The organism is Streptomyces sp. Tue6028 (genome assembly GCF_002300165.1).
In the GTDB taxonomy this organism is placed as follows: Bacteria; Actinomycetota; Actinomycetes; order Streptomycetales; family Streptomycetaceae; genus Streptomyces; species Streptomyces siamensis.
Map to the genome: position 1 here is coordinate 10,032 of NZ_MLCE01000009.1, position 26,201 is coordinate 36,232.

Here is a 26,201-nt window from a genome sequence, read left to right on the forward strand (position 1 = left end):
CCGTGTCATGAGCGGCGGACTGCTGATCGCCGGAACGACCTCCGACGCCGGCAAGAGCGTCGTCACCGCCGGGATCTGCCGGTGGCTGGTGCGACGTGGCGTCAAGGTCGCGCCGTTCAAGGCGCAGAACATGTCCCTCAACTCGTTCGTCACCCGTGAGGGTGCCGAGATCGGGCGCGCGCAGGCCATGCAGGCGCAGGCCGCGCGCGTGGAGCCGACCGCGCTCATGAACCCCGTGCTGCTCAAGCCGGGCAGCGACCGCAGCAGTCAGGTCGTGCTCATGGGCAAGCCCGTCGGCGAGATGAGCGCGCGCGGCTACCACGGGGGCCGCCAGCAGGCGCTGCTCGGCACGGTCCTGGACTGTCTGGCCGAGTTGCGGGGCACGTATGACGCGGTGATCTGTGAGGGGGCCGGCAGTCCTGCCGAGATCAATCTGCGGCGCACCGACATCGTGAACATGGGCATCGCCCGCAATGCGGGGCTGCCCGTCCTCGTCGTCGGCGACATCGACCGCGGCGGTGTGTTCGCCTCCTTCTTCGGGACGGTCGCGCTGCTGTCGCGCGAGGACCAGGCGCTCGTCGCCGGATTCCTCGTCAACAAGTTCCGCGGTGACGTGTCGCTGCTGGAACCCGGTCTCGACATGCTGAAGGACCTCACCGGGCGGCCCTCCTACGGTGTGCTGCCGTTCCGGCACGGCCTCGGCATCGACGAGGAGGACGGGCTGCGGGTGTCGCTGCGCGGAGCGGTCCGCGAGTCGGAGGTCACCGCCCCTGTCGGCGAGGACGTTCTGCGGGTCGCCGTCTGCGCGGTGCCGCTCATGTCCAACTTCACGGACGTCGACGCGCTGGCCGCCGAACCGGGCGTGGTCGTGCGGTTCGTGGACCGGGCCGAGGAACTCGCCGACGCCGACCTGGTCGTGGTGCCCGGGACGCGGGGAACCGTGAAGGCGCTGCAGTGGCTGCGCGAGCGCGGACTCGCCGACGCGCTGCTGCGCCGGGCCGCCGAGGGGCGGCCCACGCTCGGCATCTGCGGCGGCTTCCAGCTGCTCGGCGAGCACATCGAGGACGACGTGGAGAGCCGCGCCGGCCACGTCGACGGGCTCGGACTGCTGCCGGTGCGGGTGCGGTTCGCGCACGAGAAGACGCTGACCAGACCGGTCGGCGAGGCCCTGGGCGAACGGGTCGAGGGGTACGAGATCCACCACGGTGTCGCCGAGGTCACCGGTGGGGAACCCTTCTTGGACGGATGCCGGGTCGGCTCCGTGTGGGGCACCCACTGGCACGGTTCGCTGGAGTCGGACGGATTCCGGCGGGCCTTCCTGCGCGAGGTGGCCGCCGCCGCGGGCCGCCGCTTCGTGCCGGCCGCCGACACGTCGTTCGCGGCGCTGCGCGAGGAGCAGCTGGACCGGCTCGGCGATCTGATCGAGGAACACGCGGACACGGACGCGCTGTTGCGGCTCATCGAGTCGGGCGCGCCGCAAGGACTGCCTTTCATTCCACCGGGAGCGCCCGCATGAGCACAGTGTTGTTGTTGTCGACCGCCGACACGGATCTGCTGGCGGCCCGTGCCTCCGGTGCCCCGTACCGGATCGGCAATCCGACCCGGGTGGACGTCGTGGCGGAGCTGCCCGCCCTCCTCGACGGCGCGGACGTCGCCGTCGTACGGCTGCTGGGCGGAAAGCGCGCCTGGGAGGAGGGCCTGGCCGTGCTGCGGGCGTCGGGTGTGCCGACCGTCCTGCTCGGCGGCGAGTCCGTGCCCGACGCCGAGTTGATGGCCGAGTCGTCGGTGCCCGCCGGTGTGGTCGCGGAGGCGCTGCGCTACCTGGTGGAGGGCGGCCCGGTCAACCTCACCGAACTGGCGCGGTTCCTCTCCGACACCGTGCTGCTCACCGGGGAGGGCTTCGAGGAGCCGCACCGGACGGCCGAGTTCGGTGTGCACGGCGAGCGCGTGGTCGCCGAGGGCCGTCCCACGGTCGGCGTGCTGTTCTACCGAGCCCACGAGCTGTCCGGGAACACCGCGTTCGTGGACACGCTGTGCGACGCGATCGAGGCGCGGGGCGCCAACGCGCTGCCGGTGTTCTGCGGTTCGCTGCGCGGCGCGGACCCGGGCCTGTACGAGATCCTCGGCAGGGCCGACGCGCTGGTCGCCACCGTGCTCGCGGCGGGCGGCACGCACGCCTCGCAGGCGTCCGCGGGCGGCGACGAGGAGGCGTGGGACATCGGCGCGCTCGCCGACCTGGACGTGCCCGTCCTCCAGGGGCTGTGCCTGACCTCCTCGCGGAGCGCCTGGGACGCCTCGGACGCCGCCCTGTCCCCCATGGACGCGGCGATGCAGGTCGCCATCCCGGAGTTCGACGGGCGGCTGATCACGGTGCCGTTCTCCTTCAAGGAGCAGGGCCCGGACGACGTCCCGGTGTACGTCGCCGACCCCGAGCGGGCGGCGCGGGTCGCCGGGATCGCGGTGCGGCACGCCCGGCTCAGGCACAAGCCGAACGAGGAGAAGAAGCTCGCGCTGGTCTTCACCGCCTACCCGACCAAGCACTCGCGGGTCGGCAACGCGGTCGGCCTGGACACGCCCGCCTCTGCGGTACGGGTCCTGGACGCGCTGCGGGACGCCGGGTACTCCCTGACCGAATACCCCGACAACGGTGACGAGTTGATCCACCGGCTGATCGAGGCGGGCGGCCACGACGTCGAATGGCTCACCGAGGACCAGCTGGCCGCCGCTCCCGCGCGGGTGCCGCTCGCCGACTACCGGGCCTGGTTCGACGAGCTCGACCCGGGGCTGCGGGACGCCATGCTGGAGGCGTGGGGCGAGCCGCCGGGCAGCCTGTACGTCGACGGGGACGAGATCGTGCTCGCCTCCCTGCAGTTCGGGAACGTCGTCGTGATGATCCAGCCGCCGCGCGGCTTCGGCGAGAACCCGATCGCGATCTACCACGACCCCGACATGCCGCCCTCCCACCACTACATGGCGGCCTACCGGTGGCTGGAGAACAGTTTCGGCGCCGACGCGGTCGTCCACATGGGCAAGCACGGCACGATGGAGTGGCTGCCGGGCAAGGGCCTCGGGCTCGGCGGGGGTTGCGCGCCGGACGCCGTACTCGGCGAGCTGCCGCTGATCTACCCGTTCATCGTCAACGACCCCGGCGAGGGCACCCAGGCCAAGCGCCGCGGGCACGCCACCGTCGTCGACCACCTCGTGCCGCCGATGGCGCGCGCGGACACCTACGGCGACCTGGCCAAGCTGGAGCAGCTGCTCGACGAGTACGCGCTCGTCTCCGACCTGGACCCGACGAAGGCCCCGGCGGTGCGCGCGCAGATCTGGACGCTGGTCAAGGCGGCCGAGCTGCACCACGACCTGCACGTCGACGAGCAGCCGGGCGACGACGACTTCGACGAGTTCGTCATGCACATCGACGGCTATCTGTGCGAGATCAAGGACGTGCAGATCCGGGACGGCCTGCACGTCCTCGGTGGCGGTCCCGAGGCCGAGCCGCGCGTGAACCTGGTGCTGGCCGTGCTGCGCGCCTCGCAGGTGTGGGGCGGCACGGCGAACGCCCTGCCGGGTCTGCGGGCCTGCCTGGCCGCGCACTTCGGTTTGGTCGAGAAGGAGTTGCTCGCCGAGCCGGGCGCGCCGGTCAAGGTGCCGGACGGGCTGACCGACCTGGTCGCCGGGCCCTCCCGGACGGGCGCGGACGCGATCGACCTGCTGGAGCAGCTGTGCCGGCGGTTCGCGGAGGGCATGGAGGAGCGCGGCTGGGCGGTCGCCGAGGGCCCGGGCCTCGTCCGGGAGGTCCTCGGCACCGAACTGCCGGACGCGGTGGCCGTGCTGGAGTTCGCCTGCCGCGAGGTGGTGCCGCGGCTCGCCCGGACGACGGACGAGATCGGCCACATCCTCAAGGCGCTGGACGGGGGTTACGTGCCGGCGGGGCCCTCGGGTTCGCCGACGCGCGGACTGGTCAACGTCCTTCCGACGGGCCGGAACTTCTACTCCGTCGACCCCAAGGCGATCCCGTCCAGGCTCAGCTGGGAGGTCGGGCAGTCCCTCGCGGACTCGCTCGTGCAGCGCTACCTCCAGGACACGGGCGCGTACCCGACCTCCGTCGGGCTCACCGTGTGGGGCACCTCGGCGATGCGCACCCAGGGCGACGACATCGCGGAGATCCTGGCGCTGCTGGGCTGCCGTCCGGTCTGGGACGACGCCTCGCGCCGGGTCACCGGCTTCGAGATCGTGCCCCTGGAGGAACTCGGCCGGCCGCGCATCGACGTGACGGTCCGTATCTCCGGCTTCTTCCGGGACGCGTTCCCGCACGTCGTCGGGCTGATCGACGACGCGGTGCGGGCGGTGGCCGAGCTGGACGAGTCCGCCGAGCAGAACTTCGTGAAGGCGCACGCGGACGAGGACACCGCCGAGCACGGGGACCGGCGGCGGGCGACCGCCCGGGTCTTCGGCTCCAAGCCGGGCGCGTACGGCGCCGGTCTGCTGCCGCTGATCGACGCCCGCAACTGGCGCTCCGACGCCGACCTCGCCGAGGTGTACGCGGTGTGGGGCGGTTACGCGTACGGGCGCGGGCTCGACGGGCGGGCGGCGCGCGGCGACATGGAGACCGCGTTCCGGCGGATCGCGGTGGCCGCGAAGAACGTCGACACCCGCGAGCACGACCTCGTGGACGCCGACGACTACTTCCAGTACCACGGCGGCATGGTCGCCATGGTGCGGCACCTGACGGGAGCCTCCCCCGAGGCGTACGTCGGCGACTCGGCCGTCCCGGACCAGGTGAAGACCCGCACGCTCGGCGAGGAGACCCACCGCGTCTTCCGCGCCCGGGTGGTCAACCCGCGCTGGATGGCGGCGATGCGCCGTCACGGCTACAAGGGCGCCTTCGAGATGGCGGCGACGGTCGACTACCTCTTCGGCTACGACGCCACCGCCGGGGTCGTGGACGACTGGATGTACGAGAAGCTCAGCGCGGAGTACGTCTTCGACGCCGAGAACCGGGACTTCATGAAGAAGTCCAACCCGTGGGCGCTGCGCGGCATCACCGAACGGCTCCTGGAGGCCGCCGACCGCGGGCTGTGGGCCGAGCCGGACGCCGACACGATCGAACAGCTGCGCGCCACCTATCTGGAGCTCGAAGGCGACTTGGAGGGCGACGAGAAGTGAGTACCCCGTTCCCGTTCACGGCCGTCGTCGGCCAGGACGACCTGCGGCTCGCGCTGCTGCTGAACGCCGTGTCGCCCGCGGTGGGCGGCGTGCTGGTGCGCGGCGAGAAGGGCACCGCCAAGTCCACGGCCGTGCGCGCCCTTTCGGCCCTGATGCCGGTGGTGGACGTCGTCTCCGGATGCCGGTTCTCCTGCGACCCGGCGGCACCCGACCCGGCGTGCCCCGACGGGCCCCACGGGCCGGGGGCGTCCGAGTCGCGTCCGGCCCGCATGGTGGAGCTGCCGGTCGGCGCCTCCGAGGACCGGCTGGTCGGCGCGCTCGACATCGAGCGGGCGCTCGCCGAGGGCGTGAAGGCCTTCGAGCCGGGCCTGCTGGCCGACGCGCACCGCGGCATCCTGTACGTCGACGAGGTCAACCTCCTCCACGACCATCTGGTCGACCTGCTGCTGGACGCGGCGGCGATGGGCGCCTCGTACGTGGAGCGCGAGGGCGTCTCGGTGCGGCACGCGGCCCGCTTCCTGCTGGTCGGGACGATGAACCCGGAAGAGGGCGAACTGCGGCCGCAGTTGCTCGACCGGTTCGGGCTGACCGTCGAGGTCGCGGCGTCCCGGGAGCCCGACCAGCGCGTCGAGGTCGTCCGGCGCAGGCTCGCCCACGACGACGACCCGGAAGCCTTCGCCGCGCGCTGGGCCGACGAGGAGGCCGCGGTACGGGCCCGGATCGTGGCCGCGCGCGCCCTGCTGCCGTCGGTGCGGCTCGGCGACGGGGCGCTGCGGCAGATCGCGGCGACCTGCGCGGCCTTCGAGGTGGACGGCATGCGGGCCGACATCGTCATGGCGCGGACCGCGACCGCGCTCGCCGCGTGGGCGGGGCGCACCGAGGTGCTCGCCGAGGACGTGCGCCAGGCGGCACTGCTGGCGCTGCCGCACCGGCGGCGCCGCAACCCCTTCGACGCGCCCGGCCTGGACGAGGACAAGCTCGACGAGACGCTGGAGGAGTTCGGCGGTCAGGACACGGACCAGGGCGACGACGATCCGGACCCCGGGCCGGACGGCCCCGGTGGCGGTGGGCAGCCGGCGCCGGACGAGGGTCCGGCCGGCGGCGACACGGCCGCCCGTCCCGAGTCCGGGGAGGGCGGGGAGCCGCAGGCCTCCGGTGCGGGCGAGCAGTCGCCGGTGCGGGCCGCGGAGCCGTTCCGCACGAAGATGCTGAGCGTTCCCGGGCTCGGTGAGGGCGCGGCCGGGCGGCGTTCGCGCGCGCGGACCGAGCACGGCCGCACGACCGGGTCGCGGCGGCCCCGGGGCACCCTGACCAAGCTGCACCTGGCGGCGACCGTACGGGCGGCGGCGCCGCACCAGCGGGCGCGCGGGCGGTCCGGGCCCGGTCTGGTCGTCCGGCGCGACGATCTGCGGCAGGCGACGCGGGAGGGCCGCGAGGGGAACCTCGTCCTCTTCGTGGTGGACGCCTCCGGTTCGATGGCGGCCCGGCAGCGGATGAGCGCGGTGAAGGGTGCCGTGCTGTCGCTGCTCCTCGACGCGTACCAGCGGCGGGACAAGGTGGGGCTGGTGACCTTCCGCGGGTCGGCCGCCGAGGTGGCGCTGCCGCCCACGTCGTCGGTGGACGCGGCGGCGGCGCGGCTGGAGTCGCTGCCCACCGGCGGGCGCACGCCGCTCGCCGCGGGGCTGCTCAGGGCGCACGAGGTGCTGCGGGTCGAGCGGCTGCGGGACGCGGCACGGCGGCCGCTGGTCGTGTTGGTGACGGACGGACGGGCCACGGACGCAGGGGCGGCGCGAGGCGCCTCGGGCCGGGGTGGTGGCCGGACGACGGGTGGGACGGAGCCGGTCGCGCTCGCGGGGCGTGCGGCGCGGCTGTTCGCGGCCGACGGGATCGCGTCCGTGGTCGTCGACTGCGAGACGGGGCCGGTACGGCTGGGTCTCGCCGGGCAGCTGGCGGGTGAGCTGGCCGGTACGGCGGTGACGCTGGACGAGCTGCGGGCGGACTCGATCGCCGGGCTGGTCAGGGAAGTTCAGGGCGACAGGAGGGCCGCGTAATGCCGCAGGGACAGCCGAGCGTGGTGCCGGACGACGGTCTGACGACACGTCAGCGACGCAACCGTCCGCTGGTCGTGGTGCACACGGGCGTCGGCAAGGGCAAGTCCACGGCCGCGTTCGGGCTCGCGCTGCGCGCCTGGAACCAGGGGTGGCCCATCGGGGTGTTCCAGTTCGTCAAGTCGGCGAAGTGGAAGGTCGGCGAGGAGAACGCGCTCAAGGTGCTCGGCGCCTCCGGCGAGGGCGGGACCGTCGACTGGCACAAGATGGGCGAGGGCTGGTCGTGGGTCCAGCGCGACGAGCAGCTGGACAACGAGGAGAAGGCCCGGGAGGGCTGGGAGCAGGTCAAGCGGGACCTGGCCGCCGAGACGTACCGGCTGTACGTGCTCGACGAGTTCGCGTATCCGATGCACTGGGGCTGGGTCGACACCGACGAGGTCGTCGACGTGCTCCGGAACCGGCCGGGGACCCAGCACGTGGTGATCACCGGGCGGAACGCGCCGGAGAAGCTGGTGGACCTCGCGGACCTGGTGACCGACATGTCCAAGGTGAAGCACCCCATGGACGCCGGTCAGAAGGGCCAGAGGGGCATCGAGTGGTGATGTCCGTCCCCCGGCTGGTCGTCGCCGCGCCCTCCTCGGGCAGCGGCAAGACCACCGTTGCCACGGGGCTGATGGCGGCGTTCGCCGCGCGGGGGCTCGCCGTGTCCCCGCACAAGGTGGGGCCGGACTACATCGATCCCGGGTATCACGCGCTCGCCACCGGGCGCGTGGGACGGAATCTCGACGCGTACCTGTGCGGGCCGGAGCTCGTCGCGCCGTTGTTCGCGCATGGTGCGCGCGGCTGCGACCTGGCGGTCGTCGAGGGCGTGATGGGTCTGTACGACGGGGCCGCCGGGGAGGGCGAACTGGCGTCCACCGCGCAGGTCGCGAAGCTGCTCCGGGCGCCGGTCGTGCTCGTCGTGGACGCCTCGTCGCAGTCGCGGTCGGTGGCCGCGCTGGTGCACGGTTTCGCGTCCTGGGACCCCGAGGTGCGGGTCGCCGGGGTCGTCCTGAACAAGGTCGGCTCCGACCGGCACGAGGCGCTGCTGCGCGACGCGCTGGACTCGGCGGGCGTGCCCGTGCTGGGTGTGCTGCGCCGCGCTCCGCAGGTGGACACGCCGTCGCGGCACCTCGGGCTGGTGCCCGTCGCCGAGCGGCGGCCCGCCGCCGTTCAGGCCGTGGCGGCCATGGCCGCGCAGGTGGCCGAGGGGTGCGACCTGGAGGCCCTGGCCGCGCTGGCACAGGGCGCCGGGGCGCTGCCGGGCGCCGCGTGGGATCCGGCCGAGGCCCTGGCCGGTCCGCTCCCGCAACCCTGGCCCGGCCCGTCTCCGCAGAGCGCGCCCGCGGACCCCTCGGAGCTGCACGGACGCTCCCGCCCCCGGGCGGCGGACGGGCCACGGCCGAGGATCGCCGTCGCGGCCGGCGCCGCGTTCACCTTCTCCTACGCCGAGCACGGTGAGCTGCTGGCCGCCGCCGGTGCCGAGGTCGTCACCTTCGACCCGCTGCACGACGAGCAACTGCCGGACGGTACCGCGGGGCTGGTCGTCGGCGGCGGTTTCCCCGAGGTGTACGCGGCCGAGCTGTCGGCCAACGAGCCGCTGCGCAAGGCGGTCGCGGAGCTGGCGCTGAGCGGTGCTCCCGTGGCCGCCGAGTGCGCCGGGCTGCTGTACCTGTGCCGTGAGCTCGACGGGCGGCCCATGTGCGGGGTGCTCGACGCCACGGCACGCATGACGGAACGGCTGACGCTGGGCTACCGCGATGCCGTCGCCGTGTCCGACAGTGTGCTCGCCGCCGCCGGAACACGGATGCGCGGGCACGAGTTCCACCGGACCGTCGTCGACCCCGGCGCCGGGGCGGCTCCCGCCTGGGGCGTACGCGCCCCTGAGCGGCGGCTCGAAGGTTTCGTACAACAAGGTGTGCACGCGAGTTATCTGCACACGCACTGGGCGTCCGAACCCGGTGTCGCCCGTCGGTTCGTGGAGAGGTGCCTGACGTCATGAGCAGCAAGCTGATCGGAGTCGGGGTCGGCCCCGGTGACCCCGAGCTGGTGACCGTCAAGGGTGTCAACGCCCTGCGCGCCGCCGAGGTCGTCGTCGTACCCGTCATGGCCGCGCCGGACGGACAGGACGGCGGCGAGCCCGGGCGCGCGGAGGCGACCGTGCTGCACTACGTGCCCGAGGAGAAGGTCGTACGGGTGGTGTTCGCGCTCAACGAGCGGACCGACCGGGCACGCCGCGAGGCCGCCTGGGACGCCGCCGGCGGGCGGGTCGCGGAGCTCCTCACCCGGCACGCCACGGTGGCGTTCGCGACCATCGGCGACCCCAACGTGTATTCGACGTTCACCTATCTCGCCCAGACGATCGGCGAACTCGTGCCGGGGACGGTGATCGAGACCGTGCCCGGGATCACCGCCATGCAGGACCTCGCCGCACGGTCGGGCGCGGTGCTGACCGAGGGGACCGAGCCGCTGGTGCTGGTCCCGGTGACCGCGGGGGCCACCGTGCTGAAGGACGCCCTCGGCGGACCGGGCACCGTCGTCGCGTACAAGTTCGGGCGGCAGGCGCGGGAGGTGGCCGAGGCACTGCGCGAGACCGGCCGGATCGACGACGCCGTGTGGGGTTCCGCGCTCGGCCTGGAGGGCGAGTCCATCCGCTCCGCGGCCGAACTGGACGGCGCAGCCCTCCCCTACCTGTCGACGCTCATCGCGCCCGCGCGACGTGACGGCACCCGCGGCGGAAAACTGTGAACCGCCCGTGCTCAGCCCGCGATGCCGACCACCAGCCAGATGAAGCCCACGCCCGCGACCGTGCACAGCAGGGTCGAGCGGGCCGGATGCTCGTGGTGCGCCTCGGGGAGGATCTCCGCGGCGGCGAGATAGAGCAGGACACCGCCGAAGAGCCCGAGATAGCAGCCGAGCGCCTGCTCCGGGATGGTGAAGAAGAGCGTGGAGGCCGCGCCGACCACGGGGGCGCAGGCGTCCGCGACGAGCATCATGATCGCCTTGTGGCGGGCGTTCCCGTACAGGCTCGTGATCGTGTACGTGTTGAAGCCGTCCGCGAAGTCGTGCGCGACCACTGCGAGGGCGACCGCGAGACCCATCCCGCCGCCGACCTGGAAGGCCGCGCCGATCGCGACGCCGTCCATCGCGCTGTGACCGACCATCGCCGCGGCGGCCGTCAGTCCCACCTCGGGCGCGCGTCCACCGTCCTCCTCGCCGCCGTGCGCGGCCTGACGATGGGCCAGCAGCCGCTCCACCAGGTGCGCCAGCAGGAATCCCGCGACGAACAGCAGCAGCGCGGCCGGTACGCCGAACACCTCCTCGCCCGCCGCCTGCAACGCCTCGGGCAGCAGGTCCAGGCCGACCACGCCGAGCATCAGCCCGCCGGCCAGGCCGAGGACCAGGTGGCGGCGGTCGGTCACACGCTGTGCCGTCCAGCCGCCGGCCAGCGTCATCAGGAACGCGCCGAGCGCTACGAGGACCGCCATACGCCCTTGCTATCCGATCAACCCCCGTTCGCGCACGTCCGACGGCGGATCATCCGCTGACTTTTCGCGATCACCGCATCCGCGGTGCCCGCAGCCGTAGTACTCGCACTGTGTAGGAGAGGACCGATTCCCATGGCCGAAGCCCCCACCGGCAAGGTGACGTTCGTCGGTGCCGGCCCCGGCGCCGCCGACCTGCTGACGTTCCGCGCCGCGCGCGCCATCGCCGAGGCGGACGTCGTGATCTGGGCGGCCAGCCTGGTGCAGGCCGAGGTCCTCGACCACGCGCGGGAGGGGGCGGAGATCCTGGATTCCGCGACGATGTCCCTGGAGGACGTCGTCGCCGTGTACGAGCGGGCCGCGGTGCGGGGGCTGCGGGTGGCCCGGATCCACTCCGGCGACCCGGCGCTCTGGGGCGGCACGCAGGAGCAGGTCGACCGGTGTGCCGCCATCGGGATCGAGACGGAGGTCGTGCCCGGCGTCTCCTCCTTCTCCGCGGTCGCCGCGCTCGCTCAGCGCGAGCTGACGATCCCCGAGGTCGCGCAGTCCGTGATCCTCACCAGGCTCGGCGGCGGCAAGACGCCGATGCCGCCCGGGGAGGAGGTGCGGGAGTTCGCCCGGCACGGGACGACGATGGCGTTGTTCCTGTCCGCCGCGCGCAGCGGGCAGCTCGTACGGGAGTTGCTGGAGGGCGGCTATCCGACGTCCACGCCGGTCGTGGTCGCCTACCAGGCGACCTGGCCCGAGGAACTGGTCGTCAGGTGCACGATCGGCACCCTGGAGGAGACCGTCAAGGAGCACAAGCTGTGGAAGCACACGCTGTTCCTGGTCGGTCCGGCGCTCGACGCGAGCGGCACCCGCTCGCACCTCTACCACCCCGGTCACTTCCACGGCTTCCGCAAGGCCGACCCGCAGGCGCGCGCGGAGCTGCGCGCGGCACGGAAGAGCGGTTCGTCGTGATCACCGTCGTCGGTACCGGGACGGGGGCGCCGTTGCCCCCGGACGCCGAGGCCGCGCTCGCCGGGGCCGGGCTGGTGGTGGGCGCCCGCCGTCATCTGGTGGCGGCACGGCTGCCGGACGCGGTGGAGCGGATCGTCCTCGGGCCGCTGGCACCCGCGCTGGACGCGATCGAGCAGTACGTGGAGAAACGCTCCGCGGAGCGGGCGGCGGGGTCCGCGCGGCCGGACGGGGCGGGTTCGGACGGCGCGCACGGCAACGGGGTCGTGGTGCTCGCCTCCGGCGACCCGGGGTTCTTCGGGATCGTGCGGGCGCTGGCCGGACGGTTCGGGCCGGACCTGCTGGACGTGCACCCCGGAGTCTCGTCCGTCGCGACCGCGTTCGCGCGGCTCGGAGTGCCGTGGGACGACGCGGTGGTGGTGAGCGCGCACGGACGTGATCTGCGCACCGCGGTGAACGTGTGCCGCGCCCATCCGAAGGTGGCCGTGCTGACCGGCCCGGGCTCCGGGCCGGCCGAGCTGGGCGCGGCTCTCGCGCACCGCTGCGGGACACGTGTCCTGGTCGTGGCGAGCGCCCTCGGCAACCCCGGCCGCGAACGCGTGGAGCGGGTGACGCCCGCCGAGGCCGCCGCCCGTGACTGGGGGACGGCGGTGAGCCTCGTGCTGTGCCTGGACGAGGCGCGCGCCCTCGGCCCGGTGCGGACCGTCGCCGGGCCCCGCCCGGGGCCGGACCGATGGGCCCTGGACGAGCGCGAGTTCACCCATCGCGACTCGATGATCAGCAAGTTCGAGGTGCGCGCGCTCGCGCTGGCCCGGCTCGGTCCGCGCCCGGGCGACCTGGTCTGGGACGTCGGCGCGGGCTCCGGGTCCGTCGCCGTCGAGTGCGCGCGGTTCGGCGCCGCGGTCGCCGCGGTCGAGAAGACCGTGGACGGGGTCGAGCGGATCCGCGCCAACGCCGAGGCGCACGGCGTGGACGTACGCGTCGTGCACGGGGCGGCGCCGACGGTGCTGTCCGACCTGGACGATCCGGACGCCGTGTTCATCGGCGGCGGCGGACGTGAACTGCCCGCCATCGTCACGGCCTGCGCGCGGCGGGCCCGGCGTGCGGTGGTGGTGGCCATGGCCGCGCTGGACCGGGTGCCGGCGGCCCGCGACGCGCTCGTCGCCGCCGGGTTCGACTGCGACGGCGTGCTGTTGCAGTCGTCCCGGCTGGCGCCGCTGCCCGGCGGTGTCGACCGGCTCGCCGCCACCAACCCCGTCTTCCTGCTGTGGGGTGTCAGGCCCCCGGCCCGTATCGAAGGAGTCCCCCAGTGATCGGCCTGATTTCCGCCACGGCGGCCGGCGCGGCGGCACGTGACCGGCTGGCCGCGGCCTGGCCCTCCCGTACGCGGGTGTACGACGGGTCCGTCGCCGACGCCGTGCGGCGCGCGTTCGCGGAGTGCGACCAGCTCGTGTGCTTCCTCGCCACCGGCGCGGTCGTACGGCTCGTCGCACCGCTGCTGGGCGACAAGACGTCGGACCCGGGGATCGTGTGCGTCGACGAGGCGGGGCGCTTCGCGGTGTCGCTGGTCGGCGGTCACGGCGGCGGGGCGAACGAACTCGCCCGCGAGGTCGGCGAGGTGCTCGGCGCCGCGCCCGTGGTGACCACGGCGACCGACGCGGTGGGCGTGCCCGGTCTGGACACCCTCGGCTTCCCCGTGGAGGGGGACGTCGCCGGTGTCACCCGCGCCCTGCTGGACGGTGAACCCGTCGGGCTGTCGGCCGAGCTGGCGTGGCCGCTGCCCCCGCTGCCGGTCACGGACGAGGGCGTGTGCACGATCCGGGTCACCGACCGGCTCGTGCCGGCCGCCGACCGGGAGGTCGTGCTGCGTCCGCCGTCCCTCGTCGTGGGCGTCGGCGCGTCCAGCGGCGCGCCCGTCGACGAGGTGCTGGGGCTCGTCGAGGACGCCCTGCGGGAGGCCGGGCTGTCCGTGCGGTCGGTGGGCGAACTCGCCACCGTGGACGCCAAGGCGGGTGAGCCCGGCATCGTCGGGGCCGCCGAGCGCCTCGGGGTGCCGCTGGTGACGTACGCCGCGGACGAACTGGCGCGCGTGGACGTGCCGAACCCGTCGGGCGCACCGCTCGCCGCCGTCGGCACCCCCTCGGTGGCGGAGGCCGCCGCCCTCGTCGGCGGTGGCGAACTCCTCGTCCCCAAGCGCAAGTCGGAGCGCGCGGACGGGCGGCCCGCGATGGCGACCTGCGCGGTCGTGCGGCGGGTGGCCCGCGGCCGGCTCGCGGTCGTCGGTCTCGGACCGGGCGCCCGCGACCTGCTCACCCCGCGCGCCAAGGAGGAACTGCGGCGTGCGTCGGTGCTCGTCGGGCTCGACCAGTACGTCGACCAGATCCGCGATCTGCTGCGCCCGGGCACCCGGGTCCTGGAGTCGGGGCTGGGCGCGGAGGAGGAGCGGGCGCGGACCGCGGTGGCCGAGGCCCGGCGCGGGCAGGCCGTCGCCCTGATCGGCAGCGGCGACGCGGGCGTGTACGCGATGGCGTCGCCCGCGCTGGCCGAGGCGTCCGACGACATCGACGTGGTCGGGGTGCCCGGGGTGACGGCGGCGCTGGCTGCGGGAGCGATCCTCGGTGCCCCGCTCGGCCACGACCACGTGTCGATCAGCCTCTCCGACCTGCACACGCCCTGGGAGGTGATCGAGCGCCGGGTGCGGGCCGCCGCCGAGGCCGACATCGTGGTGACCTTCTACAACCCCCGTAGCCGGGGCCGCGACTGGCAGCTCCCGAAGGCGCTGGCGATCCTCGCCGAGCACCGGGAGCCGCGGACACCGGTGGGTGTCGTGCGCAACGCGTCGCGTCCGGACGAGTCGAGCCGGCTCACCAGCCTCTCGGCGCTCGACCCGGCGACGGTGGACATGATGACCGTGGTCACCGTGGGGAACACGGCGACCCGTGACATCGCCGGGCGCATGGTGACGCCGCGCGGCTACCGCTGGCAGGAGACGGCCGGATGAGCCCGCGCTCCCCGCGGGCGCGGGCCCCGCACACCGACGGACCGGCCCGTCCGGCGCGGCCCGTCGGGCGGGCGTCCGGCCGGTGGCCCCGCACCCTCCGGCCCGGCGTCCCCGCATCCGAACCGCACGGCGCGAGCGGCCCGACCGCCGTCCGCACCGTGTCCGGCGGGCTCCGGCCGGCGGTCACCGCCGCAGCCGGCGTCCCGCCGTACCACTCCGTTCCACAGGCCGCCGAGGCTTCACAATCCGCCAAGGAGACATCGTGACCACCCCTGCCCCCGCCCTGCTCATCGCCGGACACGGCACCCGGGACGAGGCCGGAGCCGAGGCCTTTCGCGACTTCGTACGGGAGTTGGGCCGCCGCCACCCCGACCTGCCCGTCGCGGGCGGGTTCATCGAGCTGTCGCCGCCGCCGCTCGGCGAGGCCGTCGCCGAGCTCGTCGGACGGGGCGTGCGACGCTTCGCGGCCGTACCGCTGATGCTGGTGTCCGCCGGGCACGCCAAGGGCGACATCCCGGCGGCGCTCGCCCGCGAGAAGGAGCGGCACCCCGGCATCTCGTACACGTACGGGCGTCCGCTGGGCCCGCACCCGTCGCTGCTCGCCGTCCTGGAACGGCGGCTCGACGAGGCGCTCGGCGGGACGGCGCGGACGCCCGAGGACCGTGCCGACGTGACCGTGCTGCTCGTGGGCCGCGGTTCCACCGACCCGGACGCCAACGCCGAGGTGCACAAGGCGGCCCGGCTGCTGTGGGAGGGCCGCGGCTACGCGGGGGTCGAGACGGCGTTCGTGTCGCTGGCGGCGCCGGACGTGCCGTCCGGCCTCGACCGGTGCGTGAAGCTGGGCGCCCGCCGGATCGTCGTGCTCCCCTACTTCCTGTTCACCGGCATCCTCCCCGACCGGGTGCGGCAGCAGACCGAGGGCTGGGCCGCAGCGCACCCGGACGTCGAGGTGCGCTCCGCCGATGTCATCGGCCCCGAGCCGGAGTTGCTCGACCTCGTCATGGAGCGGTACGAGGAGGCCGTCAGGGGCGATCTGCGGATGAACTGCGACTCCTGCGTGTACCGGATCGCGATGCCCGGGTTCGAGGACAAGGTGGGGCTCCCCCAGCAGCCGCACTTCCACCCGGACGACGACGGTCACCACCACGGACACCACCACGGCGGCCACTCGCACCCCCACTCGCATGCCCACTGACGGCGGGCACGGGAGCGGTGCGGGCCGCGCGGACGCGCCCGGGTCGGACGCTCCGACCACGGGCGACGGCGGCCACGACCTGCGTCACCACGGTGACGCCGAGGTGCGCGACGACGGCTCCGCGCTCACCGATCTCGCCGTGAACGTCCGCGCCGGCACGCCTCCCCCGTGGCTGCGCGAGCGGATCGCCGCGTCGCTGACCGGGCTGGCCGCCTACCCGGACGGGCGGCCGGCGCGGGCGGCGGTGGCCGCGCGGCACGGGCTCCCGGTGGAGCGGGTGCTGCTGACCGCCGGGGCCGCCGAGGCGTTCGTGCTGCTCGCGCGCGCCCTGAAGGTGCGCCGGCCGGTGGTCGTGCATCCCCAGTTCACGGAGCCGGAGGCCGCGTTGCGGGACGCCGGGCACACCGTCGACCGGGTCCTGCTGCGGGCCGAGGACGGTTTCCGGCTGGATCCCGCGGCCGTGCCCGAGGACGCGGACCTCGTCGTGATCGGCAATCCGACCAACCCGACCTCGGTGCTCCACCCGGCCGCGTCGATCGCGCGGCTCGCCAGGCCCGGGCGGGTGCTGGTCGTCGACGAGGCGTTCATGGACGCGGTGCCCGGGGAGCGGGAGTCGCTGGCCGGCCGCACGGACGTCCCCGGGCTCGTCGTGCTGCGCAGTCTCACGAAGACGTGGGGACTGGCCGGGCTGCGCGTCGGGTACGTGCTCGCCGATCCCGGGACGGTCGAGGAGCTGGAGCGGGCCCAGCCGCTGTGGCCCGTGTCCACGCCCGCGCTCGCCGCCACCGAGGCCTGCGTGTCCTCCCAGGCGCTCGCGGAGGCCGCGCACGCGGCGCACCGGGTCGCCGCGGACCGGGCCCATCTCGTGGCCGGGCTCCGGGAGTTCGCCTCCGACGGGCTGTATGTCGTGGAGCCGTCGGAGGGGCCGTTCGTGCTGGTCCGTCTTCCGCGGGCGGCCGCGGTGCGCCGCCATCTGCGCGCCCTCGGGTTCGCGGTACGGCGCGGCGACACGTTTCCCGGGCTCGACGAGGACTGGCTCCGGATCGCCGTCCGGGACCGGGCGACGGTCAACCTGCTGCTCCAGGCCGTCGATCGCGCGATCACGCTGTCGCGGGACTGAGGGGTCTTCGCCCCCGGGTCCCGCGACGCCGGTGCCGGACGGGCCGGGATGCCCGCCCGGCACCCGGGGACGGGGCCGTTCCGGCCGACGCGGCTCCTCGGCGGGGCCGCCCCGGCGGCCTCAGCCCCGGCGGCGGCGGGCCAGGACCACCACTCCGGCGCCCGTGGCGAGGAGCGCCGCCGCCCCGGCGGCGATGTACGGAGTCGTCGAACTTCCCCCGGTCTCCGCGAGGTTCGCCTCCGCGGGCGCGCCCTGCGGCTTCACGTCGGCCGCCGGGTCGGCCGGCTCGGCCGGCGCCGACGGAGCCTCGCAGGTCGCGCCCGCGAGGGTCAGGGTGCCCTCGACCTCGGCCACGTTCAGCTTCAACGGGTTGATGGAGATCTTGAGTTCGAGGGCGGAGGCGGCGGCCGTGCGGGTCGTCGTCCGCGTCTTGGACAGGTCGAGGCGGACCTCGCCGACGCCGGGCACCTTGACCTCCGTCGGCCCGCCCGCCGAGAGCGTCACCTTCTTGCCGAGCACGGTGACCGATCCGAGCAGGTTCGCGGTGGCGACCGGCTTCTTCCCCGCCTCGCACGTCGCTTTCGACGTCACCTGCTCGACCTCGATGACCGAGAGCAGGGGCAGTCCGGGGACATGGACCGCCGCGTGCGCGAGGCTGGTGGAGCCTTCGGCCTTGTCCGCGGACACGGTGGCCTTGGCGGTGGCGACGTCGGCGCGCAGCACGCTGAACGGGCGTCCTCCGTCGACCCCGTCCAACTGGGCGGTGAGCGCGGTCTTCTGCGCGCTCTGCGGTGCCTGCACCTCGTTGAGGGAGACCGCGAGCGGGACGTCCACGGTCTTGTTGAGCAGGGAGACGTCGAGTCCGGTGCGGAGCACGACGGCGCTCGCGCGACCGTGGTCGGTGGTCGCGTGGGCGGTGCCCGCGCCGGCCAGCGCCGCGGGACCGGCGGCGAGGGCGGTGGCGGCCGCGGTGGCGGCGAGACGGCGTGCGGGCAGGCGGAAGCTGTTGGTGTTCACGGGTGGGACCCCCTGGGAGAAAAGCTCGGGACCCGGAAAGAATTGCGCACTGAGAGTGAACAGTCAGCGACCTTCCGCCACTTCACTCCAACGTGGGAATTCCGTGAACACATTCGATTCTCCCGGCACGCCTGTTCCCCACCGTCACCCGGACCACCCCGCGGAGACGAAAGCACCGGTCGGAGCGCCGGAGCGCACGCAGGAGTGCACAACGAGCGGCCCGCCCCGCTCGTCACCGTCAGTCAACGGACGGAGTGCCGGCCGACGGGCATGTGCCGGCCGGCCCGGCTCGGCGTGCGGGCGCCGGTCCACACGCTGGGCACGCGGGCGCCGGCCGAGCCGGTCGACCGGGGTCGGCCCGAGGGCGCCGGGTCAGCCGACGACCCGCCCGTTCAGGACCACCCGCCGCGGAGCGGCGAGGACCCGGACGTCCTCGCGGGGGTCGCCCTCGTAGACCACGAGGTCCGCGGGCGCTCCCTCGTCGAGGCCGGGCCGCCCGAGCCAGCGCCGGGCGCCCCACGTGGTGGCGGAGAGGGCCTCCACGGGCGGGATGCCCGCGGTGACGAGTTCGGCGACCTCCGCCGCGACGAGCCCGTGCGCGAGGGTGCCGCCCGCGTCGGTGCCCACGTACACGGGGATCCCGGCGTCGTAGGCGGCGCGCACGGTGTCGTGACGCCGTGCGTGCAGCTGTCGCATGTGGGCCGCCCAGCGTGGGTACTTGGCCTCGCCGCCGGCCGCCAGGCGCGGGAAGACGGCGATGTTCACGAGGGTCGGCACGATGGCGACGCCGCGCTCGGCGAACAGCGGGACGGTGTCCTCGGTCAGCCCGGTCGCGTGCTCGACGCAGTCGATGCCCGCCTCGACGAGGTCCCGGAGCGAGTCCTCCGCGAAGCAGTGTGCGGTGACCCGCGCGCCCAGCCGGTGCGCCTCGGCGATCGCGGCCTCGACGGCGTCGCGCGGCCAGCAGGCGCTCAGGTCGCCGGTGCCCCGGTCGATCCAGTCCCCCACCAGCTTGACCCAGCCGTCGCCGCGCCGGGCCTCCCGGGCGACGTACGCGACGAGGTCCTCGGGTTCGATCTCGTGGGCGTAGTTGCGGATGTAGCGGCGGGTGCGGGCGATGTGACGGCCCGCACGGATGATCTTCGGGAGGTCCTCGCGGTCGTCGATCCAGCGGGTGTCGGACGGCGAGCCCGCGTCCCGGACGAGGAGGGTGCCGGCCTCACGGTCGGTGAGGGCCTGCTTCTCGGCGACGTCCGGCTCGACGGGGCCGTGCGCGTCGAGGCCGACGTGGCAGTGCGCGTCCACCAGGCCGGGCAGCGCCCAGCCCTCGACGGTGCGGACGTCACGGGCTCCCGCCGGGCGCTCGTACGTGACCCTGCCGCCGACGACCCAGAGGTCGTCCCGGACGTCGTCGGGCCCGACGAGCACCCGCCCCTTCACGTGCAGCACCGCGCGATCGCTCATGCACCGCACCTTAGTTCGTGCCGTACGGGCGGGCGCTACGAGCCCTTTTCGGCCGCGTCCGGCGCCTCCTCCTCGACGTCCGCCATCGCGGGGTCGAGGAGCCGGGACAGGAAGTGGCGGGTGCGTTCGTGGCTCGGGGCACCGATGACCTGGGCCGGGGTGCCGTCCTCGACGATCACGCCGCCGTCCATGAACACGACCCGGTCGGCCACCTCGCGGGCGAACGTCATCTCGTGGGTGACGACCATCATGGTCATGCCCTCGTCGGCGAGCATCCGCATGACGGCGAGCACGTCGCCGACGAGCTCGGGGTCGAGTGCCGAGGTCGGCTCGTCGAAGAGCATCACCTCGGGACCCATGGCGAGCGCGCGGGCGATGGCCACGCGCTGCTGCTGGCCGCCGGACAGCGAGGAGGGGTAGGCGTCCGCCTTCTCGGCCAGGCCCACGCGGTCCAGGTTGGCCGCCGCGATCCGGGCGGCCTCGGCCTTGTCCCGCCTCAGCACCCGCCGCTGCGGCAGCGTGAGGTTCTCGGTCACCGAGAGATGCGGGAAGAGGTTGAACTGCTGGAAGACCATGCCGATCCGGCGGCGTACGGCGTCGATGTCGACGTCGGGGTCGGTGACCTCGGTGCCGCCGACGAAGACCTGGCCCTTGGTGGGCTCCTCCAGCAGGTTGACGCAGCGCAGCAGCGTCGACTTGCCGGAGCCGGACGGACCGATCACGCAGACGACCTCGCCCTGGCGGATCTCCAGGTCGATGCCGCGCAGCACCTCGTTGTCACCGAAGGACTTGTGCAGGTCGCGGACCTGGATCTCCGGGGTACCGCTTGCACTCATCGGGTGGCCTCCCCCGCCTTGGCCTCAAGACGCCGTACGACGAATCCGAGCGGCACGGTCACCAGCAGGTAGCACAGGCCCGCCACCAGAATCGGTGTGGAGTTGGCGGTCTGGCTTGCCAGGTCGCGCCCGAACTTGGTCAGTTCGCGCTCCTCCAGCGTGACGCCGAGGAACAGCACCAGGGAGGAGTCCTTGAACAGCAGGACCAGTTCGTTGGTGAGCGGCGGGATCACGATGCGGAACGCCTGCGGGATGACGATCGAGACCATGGCCCGCGCGTGCGAGAAGCCGAGGGAACGGGCCGCTTCCATCTGTCCCTTGGGGACCGCCTGGATGCCGGCGCGGATCGTCTCGGCCATGTACGCGGCCGAGACCAGGCCGAGCGCGAGCGCGACCTTGCCGTAGGTGCCGCCGGGGATCTCCGTGCCCGGGAAGGCCAGCGGCACCGCGACGCCGACGAAGACGAAGATCAGCAGGGCGGGCAGGCCGCGGAAGATCTCGATGTAGATGCCGGCGACCCAGCGGTAGGGGCCCACCGGGGAGAGCCGCATCAGGGCGATGACCATGCCGAGCACGAGGCCGACGACGAAGCCGGACATCGTGTAGAGCACGGTGTTCTTCAGCGCCAGCGTGATGACGTCCGGGAACATCTGCTGGACCAGGTCCCACTGGGCGAACTGGTTCTTCAGACGTGCCCAGTCCGCCGTGGCCGCGAAGAGGGCCACGGCGGCGATGAAGACCGCGTACTGGACGCCGCGCGACAGCGCGCGCTTCTGCCGGCGGGTCAGGCCGGACCTGCGGGGCTGGACCTGTGTGTCGGCACCGCTCATGAGGCGGACGGGGAGGCGGTCGCCGCGGACGCGTCGTACGGGCCGATCCACTTCTCGTAGAGCTTCTTGTACGTGCCGTCGGCCTTCGCGTCCTTGATCGCCTTGTTGATGGCGTCGACGAGCTTGGTGTTGCCCTTCTTCACCGTGAAGCCGTACTGCTCACCGGTGTTCAGGTTGTCGACGACCTTGAAGGCGTCGGCGGTGGCCTTGTCCTTCAGCCAGCCCTGCACGACCGGATAGTCGATGACGACGGCCTGGACCTGGCCGGTGCGCAGGCCGTTGATGACGGCGTCGGAGGACTCGAAGGAGACCGGGTCGAAGCCCTGCTTCTTCGCGTACTCCTCGCCCGTGGTCTGCGCCTGGGCGCCCAGCTTCTTGCCCTTGGCCTTCACGTCGGCGAGCGAGTCGATGCCGCTCTTCTTGTCGACGAGGACGGCCTGGGTGGCGTCGAAGTACGGGTCGGAGAAGTCGACGTTCTTCTTGCGCTCCTCGGTGATCGTCATGCCGGCCGCCGCGAGGTCGCACTGGCCGGAGTTGAGGAACGCGCCCGTCTTGAAGTTCTCGAAGGGGGTGTCGACGATGGTCTGCTTCACACCCAGATCCTTGGCGACCAGGTCGATCAGCGACACGTCGAAGCCCTGCACCTTGCCGTCGATCTCCGACTGGAAGGGCGGGTACGGGAGGTGGGTGCAGGTCGTGAGCTTGCCCGCCTTGACGACGGGGACGCCCTTGGCGGTGCCGCCGTCCTTGCCGTCCGAGGAACAACCGGCCACGAGCAGCAGCCCGGCCGTGGCAGTGGTGGCGGCCAGAATGCGCGTCCGGCGTCCGAGGACCGAGTTCACGGGGGACCTCCTGTGGGGGAACTGTGGGTTCCGATTATAAGGAAAGGTTTGGGTTGCTCAAATCAATCCGATGGTCACGCGGCCGTCCGGCCTCGGATCCCGCGCCCGCGGAGGGCCGCCCGGCCTCCCGTCCCGAGCCCCGCGCAGGCGGCGACGGGTGGTCCGGCCGTCGGGGAGACCTCCGGTTACGCTCACGGACGAGTCCCCCCGCGCACCCGCACGGGAGGCACGCACCCGCGTACCGGACCCGTGAGCGAAGAGAGCACCGCCGTGACCCACCCCTTCCTGGACCTGGCGCCGCTGAGCGCCGCGCACTTCGCCTCGATCGAGGACCGCGTGGCCGGGCTGCTCTCCACCGAGCAGGACGTCGTGATCATGCAGGGCGAGGCGCTGCTCCCACTGGAGGGGGCCATCCGCGCGACGGCCGGTCCCGGCACGACCGCGCTCAACGTGATCACCGGTCCGTACGGGCAGACCTTCGGCGACTGGCTGCGGGACTGCGGCGCGACCGTGATCGACCTGGCGGTGCCGTTCCACACGGCGGTCACCGCCGAGCAGATCCGCGAGGCCTTCGCCGAGCACCCGTCGATCGACTTCGTCTCGCTCGTGCACGCGGAGGCGGCCACCGGCAACACCAACCCCGTCGCGGAGATCGGGGAGGTCGTCCGGGAGCACGGCGCCCTGTTCTATCTGGACGCGGTCGCGTCGATCGGCGCCGAGCCGGTGCTGCCGGACACCTGGGGCGTCGACCTGTGCGTGATCGGGGCGCAGAAGGCGATGGGCGGCCCCGCGGGTGTGTCGGCGGTCTCGGTGAGCGAGCGGGCGTGGGCACGGATGGCCGCCAACCCGGCGGCGCCGCGCCGGTCGTACCTGTCGCTGCTGGACTGGAAGCAGCGATGGGTCGACGGTGGCCGCAAGGCGCTGCTGCACGCGCCGGCGCAGCTGGAGATGCTGGCGCTGGAGGCCTGTGTCGAGCGCATCGAGAGCGAAGGACTGGGCGCGGTGATGGACCGCCACACCTCGGCCGCGGCGGCGACCCGGGCCGGGGCGCTCGCCCTGGGCGGCGGCCTGGAGCCGTACGTGTACGCGGCCTCCGACGCGGCGCCGGTCGCCACCACGCTGCGGGTGCCCGCGGGGGCCGACGCGTCCGCACTGGTCGCGAAGGCGCTGGCCGCCGACCCGGTGCTGCCGCTGGTCGCGGGCGGGGGTGCGCTCGCCCAGGAGATGATCCGGGTGAACCATTACGGGCCCGACGCGACGCGGGGCGTCGTCCACTCCAGCCTCGCGGGACTGGGGGCCGCGCTGGCCGAGTCCGGCTTCCCGGTGGATCTGGAGGCGGCACGCCGGGCCGTGGCGCAGGTCTGGGACTGAGCTCCCGCCGGTTCCCCGGCGTCCGGTGGAGCACCTCCGCCGGACGCCGTCCTGCCCGAAGCGACCCGCGGTTCTCCGGGGCGACGCCGGGAACGCGTCGGACGGAACACTCTCCGAAAAGAATTTCAGGACCACTCCGTCCGCTTATCCATATATTAATCAAGCGCAGCTTCCCGTATTCTTCTGCCCGCTTTTCCCGGCCCTAAACGCAAAGATTTCGCGAACGCCGACCGACGTAATTCGGGCAGGTCTCCCACTCATTACGCGCCTGTGACGCACTCCACAACGCATCCCTTTTGTGCGGTATTTTCCGGACAGAACTGCATCTAACGCCGCCTTTTCGCGCGCTCACCCGCGGGCGCGTGATAACACACAGGCACGCCTCCCGTAACCCCTCGCGGCGATGCAATTTCAGCTTTCCCTCGGTAAATTCAATTCGCATGACCGCCGCACAAGCAGACCTGCAAGCGGAATTCCGAGAAATGCCGGAGGGCCTTCGGATCGACCGTCCCGAGGTGGTCGACGGGGCCGCGCTCTGGCATCTCGCCAAGAACTCCGGAACCCTCGACCTGAACTCCTCGTACAGCTATCTCCTCTGGTGCCGTGACTTCGCCCGCACGTCCGCGGTGGCACGCGACGCGCAAGGGACGCCGGTCGGCTTCGTCACCGGGTACGTCCGCCCCGAGCGCCCCCGCACCCTGTTCATCTGGCAGGTGGCCGTCGACGAGGCGCATCGCGGACGCGGACTGGCCGCGGCCCTGCTCGACGGCCTGACCGCCCGGCTCGCCGAGGAGAGCACCCAGGCGCCGACCGCCCTGGAGACCACCATCACGCCCGGCAACACCGCCTCCGAGCGCCTGTTCGCGTCGTACGCCCGACGCCACGGCGCGAGCGTCGAGCGCGAAGTGCTGTTCGGGACGGCCCACTTCCCCGACGGACCGCACGAGCCGGAAGTGCTGCACCGCATCGGCCCGCTCTCCCTGTGACCCGCGCCGACCTCCCCCCGAGACTTCGCCGATCCCCCTCCCCCCACGTTCCGAGGAGCGATTCGCTGTGACCATCACCCAGCCCGACCTGAGCGTCTTCGAGACCCTGGAGTCCGAGGTGCGCAGCTACTGCCGCGGCTGGCCCACCGTCTTCGACCGGGCCCGGGGCAGCCGGATGTACGACGAGGACGGCCACGAGTACCTCGACTTCTTCGCCGGCGCGGGATCCCTGAACTACGGCCACAACAACCCCGTACTGAAACGGGCGTTGATCGACTACCTGGAGCGCGACGGCGTCACGCACGGCCTCGACATGTCGACGACGGCCAAGCGCGGCTTCCTGGAGACCTTCCAGAACCTGATCCTGCGCCCGCGCGACCTGCCGTACAAGGTCATGTTCCCCGGGCCGACGGGCACCAACGCCGTGGAGTCCGCGCTGAAGCTGGCGCGGAAGGTGAAGGGGCGCGAGGCCATCGTGTCCTTCACCAACGCCTTCCACGGCATGTCCCTCGGGTCACTCGCCGTGACCGGCAACGCGTTCAAGCGGGCCGGCGCGGGCATCCCGCTCGTGCACGGCACCCCGATGCCCTTCGACAACTACTTCGACGGCCAGGTTCCGGACTTCCTGTGGTTCGAGCGGCTCCTGGAGGACCAGGGCTCCGGCCTCAACCAGCCCGCCGCGGTGATCGTCGAGACCGTGCAGGGCGAGGGCGGCATCAACGTCGCGCGCCCCGAGTGGCTGCGCGCCCTCGCCGACCTCTGCGCCCGCCGCGACATGCTGCTCATCGTGGACGACATCCAGATGGGCTGCGGCCGCACCGGCGCCTTCTTCTCCTTCGAGGAGGCGGGGGTCGTGCCCGACATCGTCACCGTCTCGAAGTCCATCAGCGGATACGGCCTGCCCATGTCCCTGTGCCTGTTCAAGCCCGAGCTGGACATCTGGGAGCCGGGCGAGCACAACGGCACCTTCCGCGGCAACAACCCGGCGTTCGTCACCGCCGCCGCGGCCCTGGAGACGTACTGGACCGACGGCTCCGCCATGGAGAAGCAGACCCGCGCCCGCGGCGAGCAGATCGAGCAGGCGCTCATCTCCATCACCGAGGAGAACCTGGCCGACGTCAAGGAGTACCGGGGCCGGGGACTCGTGTGGGGCCTGGAGTTCAAGGACAAGGCGCGTGCGGGCCGCGTCGCGCAGCGCGCCTTCGAACTCGGGCTGCTCATCGAGACGTCCGGTCCGGAGAGCGAGGTCGTCAAACTCCTCCCGGCGCTCACCATCACCTCCGGCGAGCTGGACGAGGGGCTGCGCACCCTCGCCCGCGCCGTCCACGAGACGGCCGCCTGACCGCGTACGGCAGCCGTACGACGCGCCCGCGTCCGCCGTACGCCCCCGCGTACGGCGGACGTGCGCAGCCCGCATCAGCAGAGCAGAAAGGCAGCAACGCACCGTGATCGTCCGATCGTTCAAGGACATCGAGGGAACCGACCGTCATGTGAAGGCGAAGTCCGGCACCTGGGAGAGCAAGCGCATCGTGCTCGCCAAGGAGCGGGTCGGCTTCTCCCTCCACGAGACGACTCTCTACGCGGGTACCGAGACGTCGATGTGGTACGCGAACCACATCGAGGCCGTGCTCTGCGTGGAGGGCGAGGCCGAACTGACCAACGACGAGACCGGCGAGAAGCACTGGATCACCCCGGGGACCATGTATCTCCTGGACGGTCACGAGCGCCACACCATGCGCCCGAAGACCGACTTCCGGTGCGTCTGCGTCTTCAATCCGCCCGTCACCGGACGGGAGGACCACGACGAGAACGGCGTCTACCCGCTGATCACCGAGGAGGTGTGA

At 73.1% G+C, this 26,201-nt stretch carries 21 protein-coding genes; 15 read left to right on the forward strand and 6 right to left on the reverse strand.

Going from position 1 to position 26,201, the window contains the following annotated elements; translation table 11 throughout:
• Nucleotides 1–7: 7 nt before the first annotated feature.
• Genes BKI49_RS07600 through cobI form a run of 6 tightly spaced genes read left to right on the forward strand, consistent with a single transcriptional unit; the run spans nucleotide 8 to nucleotide 10,001 of the window.
• Nucleotides 8–1,516 (forward strand): cobyric acid synthase, encoded by a 1,509-nt coding sequence (locus tag BKI49_RS07600; RefSeq protein ID WP_095933438.1) that lies wholly within the window; start codon nucleotides 8–10, stop codon nucleotides 1,514–1,516.
• Nucleotides 1,513–5,166, forward strand: a complete 3,654-nt coding sequence (gene cobN / locus BKI49_RS07605; RefSeq protein ID WP_095933439.1) for a cobaltochelatase subunit CobN — start codon at nucleotides 1,513–1,515, stop codon at nucleotides 5,164–5,166. Before BKI49_RS07600 ends, cobN begins: the two co-directional genes overlap by 4 nt.
• On the forward strand, nucleotides 5,163–7,217 hold the full coding sequence (locus BKI49_RS07610) for a putative cobaltochelatase (protein ID WP_095933440.1): 2,055 nt from the start codon (nucleotides 5,163–5,165) through the stop codon (nucleotides 7,215–7,217). Before cobN ends, BKI49_RS07610 begins: the two co-directional genes overlap by 4 nt.
• The gene (gene cobO / locus BKI49_RS07615; RefSeq protein ID WP_095933441.1) at nucleotides 7,217–7,816 is read left to right on the forward strand and encodes a cob(I)yrinic acid a,c-diamide adenosyltransferase; all 600 of its coding nucleotides are present in this window, start codon (nucleotides 7,217–7,219) and stop codon (nucleotides 7,814–7,816) included. Before BKI49_RS07610 ends, cobO begins: the two co-directional genes overlap by 1 nt.
• Nucleotides 7,816–9,255 carry a cobyrinic acid a,c-diamide synthase CobB gene (locus BKI49_RS07620; protein ID WP_095933442.1) on the forward strand — a complete coding sequence of 480 codons (1,440 nt, stop codon included), beginning with the start codon at nucleotides 7,816–7,818 and terminating at the stop codon, nucleotides 9,253–9,255. The genes cobO and BKI49_RS07620 overlap by 1 nt, the downstream gene beginning before the upstream one ends.
• On the forward strand, nucleotides 9,252–10,001 hold the full coding sequence (gene cobI, locus BKI49_RS07625; protein ID WP_095933443.1) for a precorrin-2 C(20)-methyltransferase: 750 nt from the start codon (nucleotides 9,252–9,254) through the stop codon (nucleotides 9,999–10,001). Before BKI49_RS07620 ends, cobI begins: the two co-directional genes overlap by 4 nt.
• A gap of 11 nt (nucleotides 10,002–10,012) precedes the next feature.
• Here the strand turns inward: cobI and BKI49_RS07630 are convergent, their stop codons facing one another.
• On the reverse strand, nucleotides 10,013–10,741 hold the full coding sequence (locus BKI49_RS07630; protein ID WP_095933444.1) for a ZIP family metal transporter: 729 nt from the start codon (nucleotides 10,739–10,741) through the stop codon (nucleotides 10,013–10,015).
• 132 nt (nucleotides 10,742–10,873) lie between these two features.
• On the opposite strand from BKI49_RS07630, the gene cobM reads away from it, so the two are divergent.
• From cobM to cobC, 5 genes are all read left to right on the forward strand, one after another.
• Entirely contained in the window at nucleotides 10,874–11,698 is an 825-nt protein-coding gene (gene cobM / locus BKI49_RS07635; protein WP_095933445.1) for a precorrin-4 C(11)-methyltransferase, read from the forward strand.
• Nucleotides 11,695–13,008: a precorrin-6y C5,15-methyltransferase (decarboxylating) subunit CbiE gene (gene cbiE, locus BKI49_RS07640; protein WP_095933446.1), complete on the forward strand. Its 1,314-nt coding sequence runs from the start codon at nucleotides 11,695–11,697 to the stop codon at nucleotides 13,006–13,008. Before cobM ends, cbiE begins: the two co-directional genes overlap by 4 nt.
• Nucleotides 13,005–14,696: a precorrin-3B C(17)-methyltransferase gene (gene cobJ, locus BKI49_RS07645; protein ID WP_095933447.1), complete on the forward strand. Its 1,692-nt coding sequence runs from the start codon at nucleotides 13,005–13,007 to the stop codon at nucleotides 14,694–14,696. Before cbiE ends, cobJ begins: the two co-directional genes overlap by 4 nt.
• Before the next feature lie 262 nt (nucleotides 14,697–14,958).
• A complete protein-coding gene (locus tag BKI49_RS07655; protein WP_095933449.1) occupies nucleotides 14,959–15,891 on the forward strand; it encodes a sirohydrochlorin chelatase in 933 nt (310 codons plus the stop codon).
• Nucleotides 15,881–17,011 (forward strand): Rv2231c family histidinol phosphate aminotransferase CobC, encoded by a 1,131-nt coding sequence (gene cobC / locus BKI49_RS07660; RefSeq protein WP_095933450.1) that lies wholly within the window; start codon nucleotides 15,881–15,883, stop codon nucleotides 17,009–17,011. The genes BKI49_RS07655 and cobC overlap by 11 nt, the downstream gene beginning before the upstream one ends.
• Before the next feature lie 120 nt (nucleotides 17,012–17,131).
• On the opposite strand, the gene BKI49_RS07665 is transcribed toward cobC, so the two are convergent.
• The 5 genes from BKI49_RS07665 to BKI49_RS07685 form a co-directional block, all read right to left on the reverse strand.
• Nucleotides 17,132–18,028, reverse strand: a complete 897-nt coding sequence (locus BKI49_RS07665; RefSeq protein ID WP_095933451.1) for an SCO1860 family LAETG-anchored protein — start codon at nucleotides 18,026–18,028, stop codon at nucleotides 17,132–17,134.
• A gap of 372 nt (nucleotides 18,029–18,400) precedes the next feature.
• Nucleotides 18,401–19,492 (reverse strand): amidohydrolase family protein, encoded by a 1,092-nt coding sequence (locus tag BKI49_RS07670; RefSeq protein ID WP_095933452.1) that lies wholly within the window; start codon nucleotides 19,490–19,492, stop codon nucleotides 18,401–18,403.
• A 35-nt stretch (nucleotides 19,493–19,527) separates the two neighbouring features.
• The gene (locus BKI49_RS07675) at nucleotides 19,528–20,328 is read right to left on the reverse strand and encodes an amino acid ABC transporter ATP-binding protein (protein ID WP_095933453.1); all 801 of its coding nucleotides are present in this window, start codon (nucleotides 20,326–20,328) and stop codon (nucleotides 19,528–19,530) included.
• Nucleotides 20,325–21,158, reverse strand: a complete 834-nt coding sequence (locus BKI49_RS07680) for an amino acid ABC transporter permease (RefSeq protein ID WP_095933541.1) — start codon at nucleotides 21,156–21,158, stop codon at nucleotides 20,325–20,327. Before BKI49_RS07680 ends, BKI49_RS07675 begins: the two co-directional genes overlap by 4 nt.
• Nucleotides 21,155–22,000 carry a transporter substrate-binding domain-containing protein gene (locus BKI49_RS07685; protein WP_095933454.1) on the reverse strand — a complete coding sequence of 282 codons (846 nt, stop codon included), beginning with the start codon at nucleotides 21,998–22,000 and terminating at the stop codon, nucleotides 21,155–21,157. The genes BKI49_RS07680 and BKI49_RS07685 overlap by 4 nt, the downstream gene beginning before the upstream one ends.
• Before the next feature lie 249 nt (nucleotides 22,001–22,249).
• Here BKI49_RS07685 and BKI49_RS07690 point away from each other — a divergent pair, with 249 nt between their 5' ends.
• From BKI49_RS07690 to BKI49_RS07705, 4 genes are all read left to right on the forward strand, one after another.
• On the forward strand, nucleotides 22,250–23,371 hold the full coding sequence (locus BKI49_RS07690) for a pyridoxal-phosphate-dependent aminotransferase family protein (RefSeq protein ID WP_257004654.1): 1,122 nt from the start codon (nucleotides 22,250–22,252) through the stop codon (nucleotides 23,369–23,371).
• Nucleotides 23,372–23,811: 440 nt separating this feature from the next.
• A complete protein-coding gene (gene ectA / locus BKI49_RS07695; protein WP_095933455.1) occupies nucleotides 23,812–24,357 on the forward strand; it encodes a diaminobutyrate acetyltransferase in 546 nt (181 codons plus the stop codon).
• Between the two features lie 67 nt (nucleotides 24,358–24,424).
• Nucleotides 24,425–25,699, forward strand: a complete 1,275-nt coding sequence (gene ectB, locus BKI49_RS07700; protein WP_095933456.1) for a diaminobutyrate--2-oxoglutarate transaminase — start codon at nucleotides 24,425–24,427, stop codon at nucleotides 25,697–25,699.
• 103 nt (nucleotides 25,700–25,802) lie between these two features.
• Entirely contained in the window at nucleotides 25,803–26,201 is a 399-nt protein-coding gene (locus BKI49_RS07705; protein ID WP_095933457.1) for an ectoine synthase, read from the forward strand.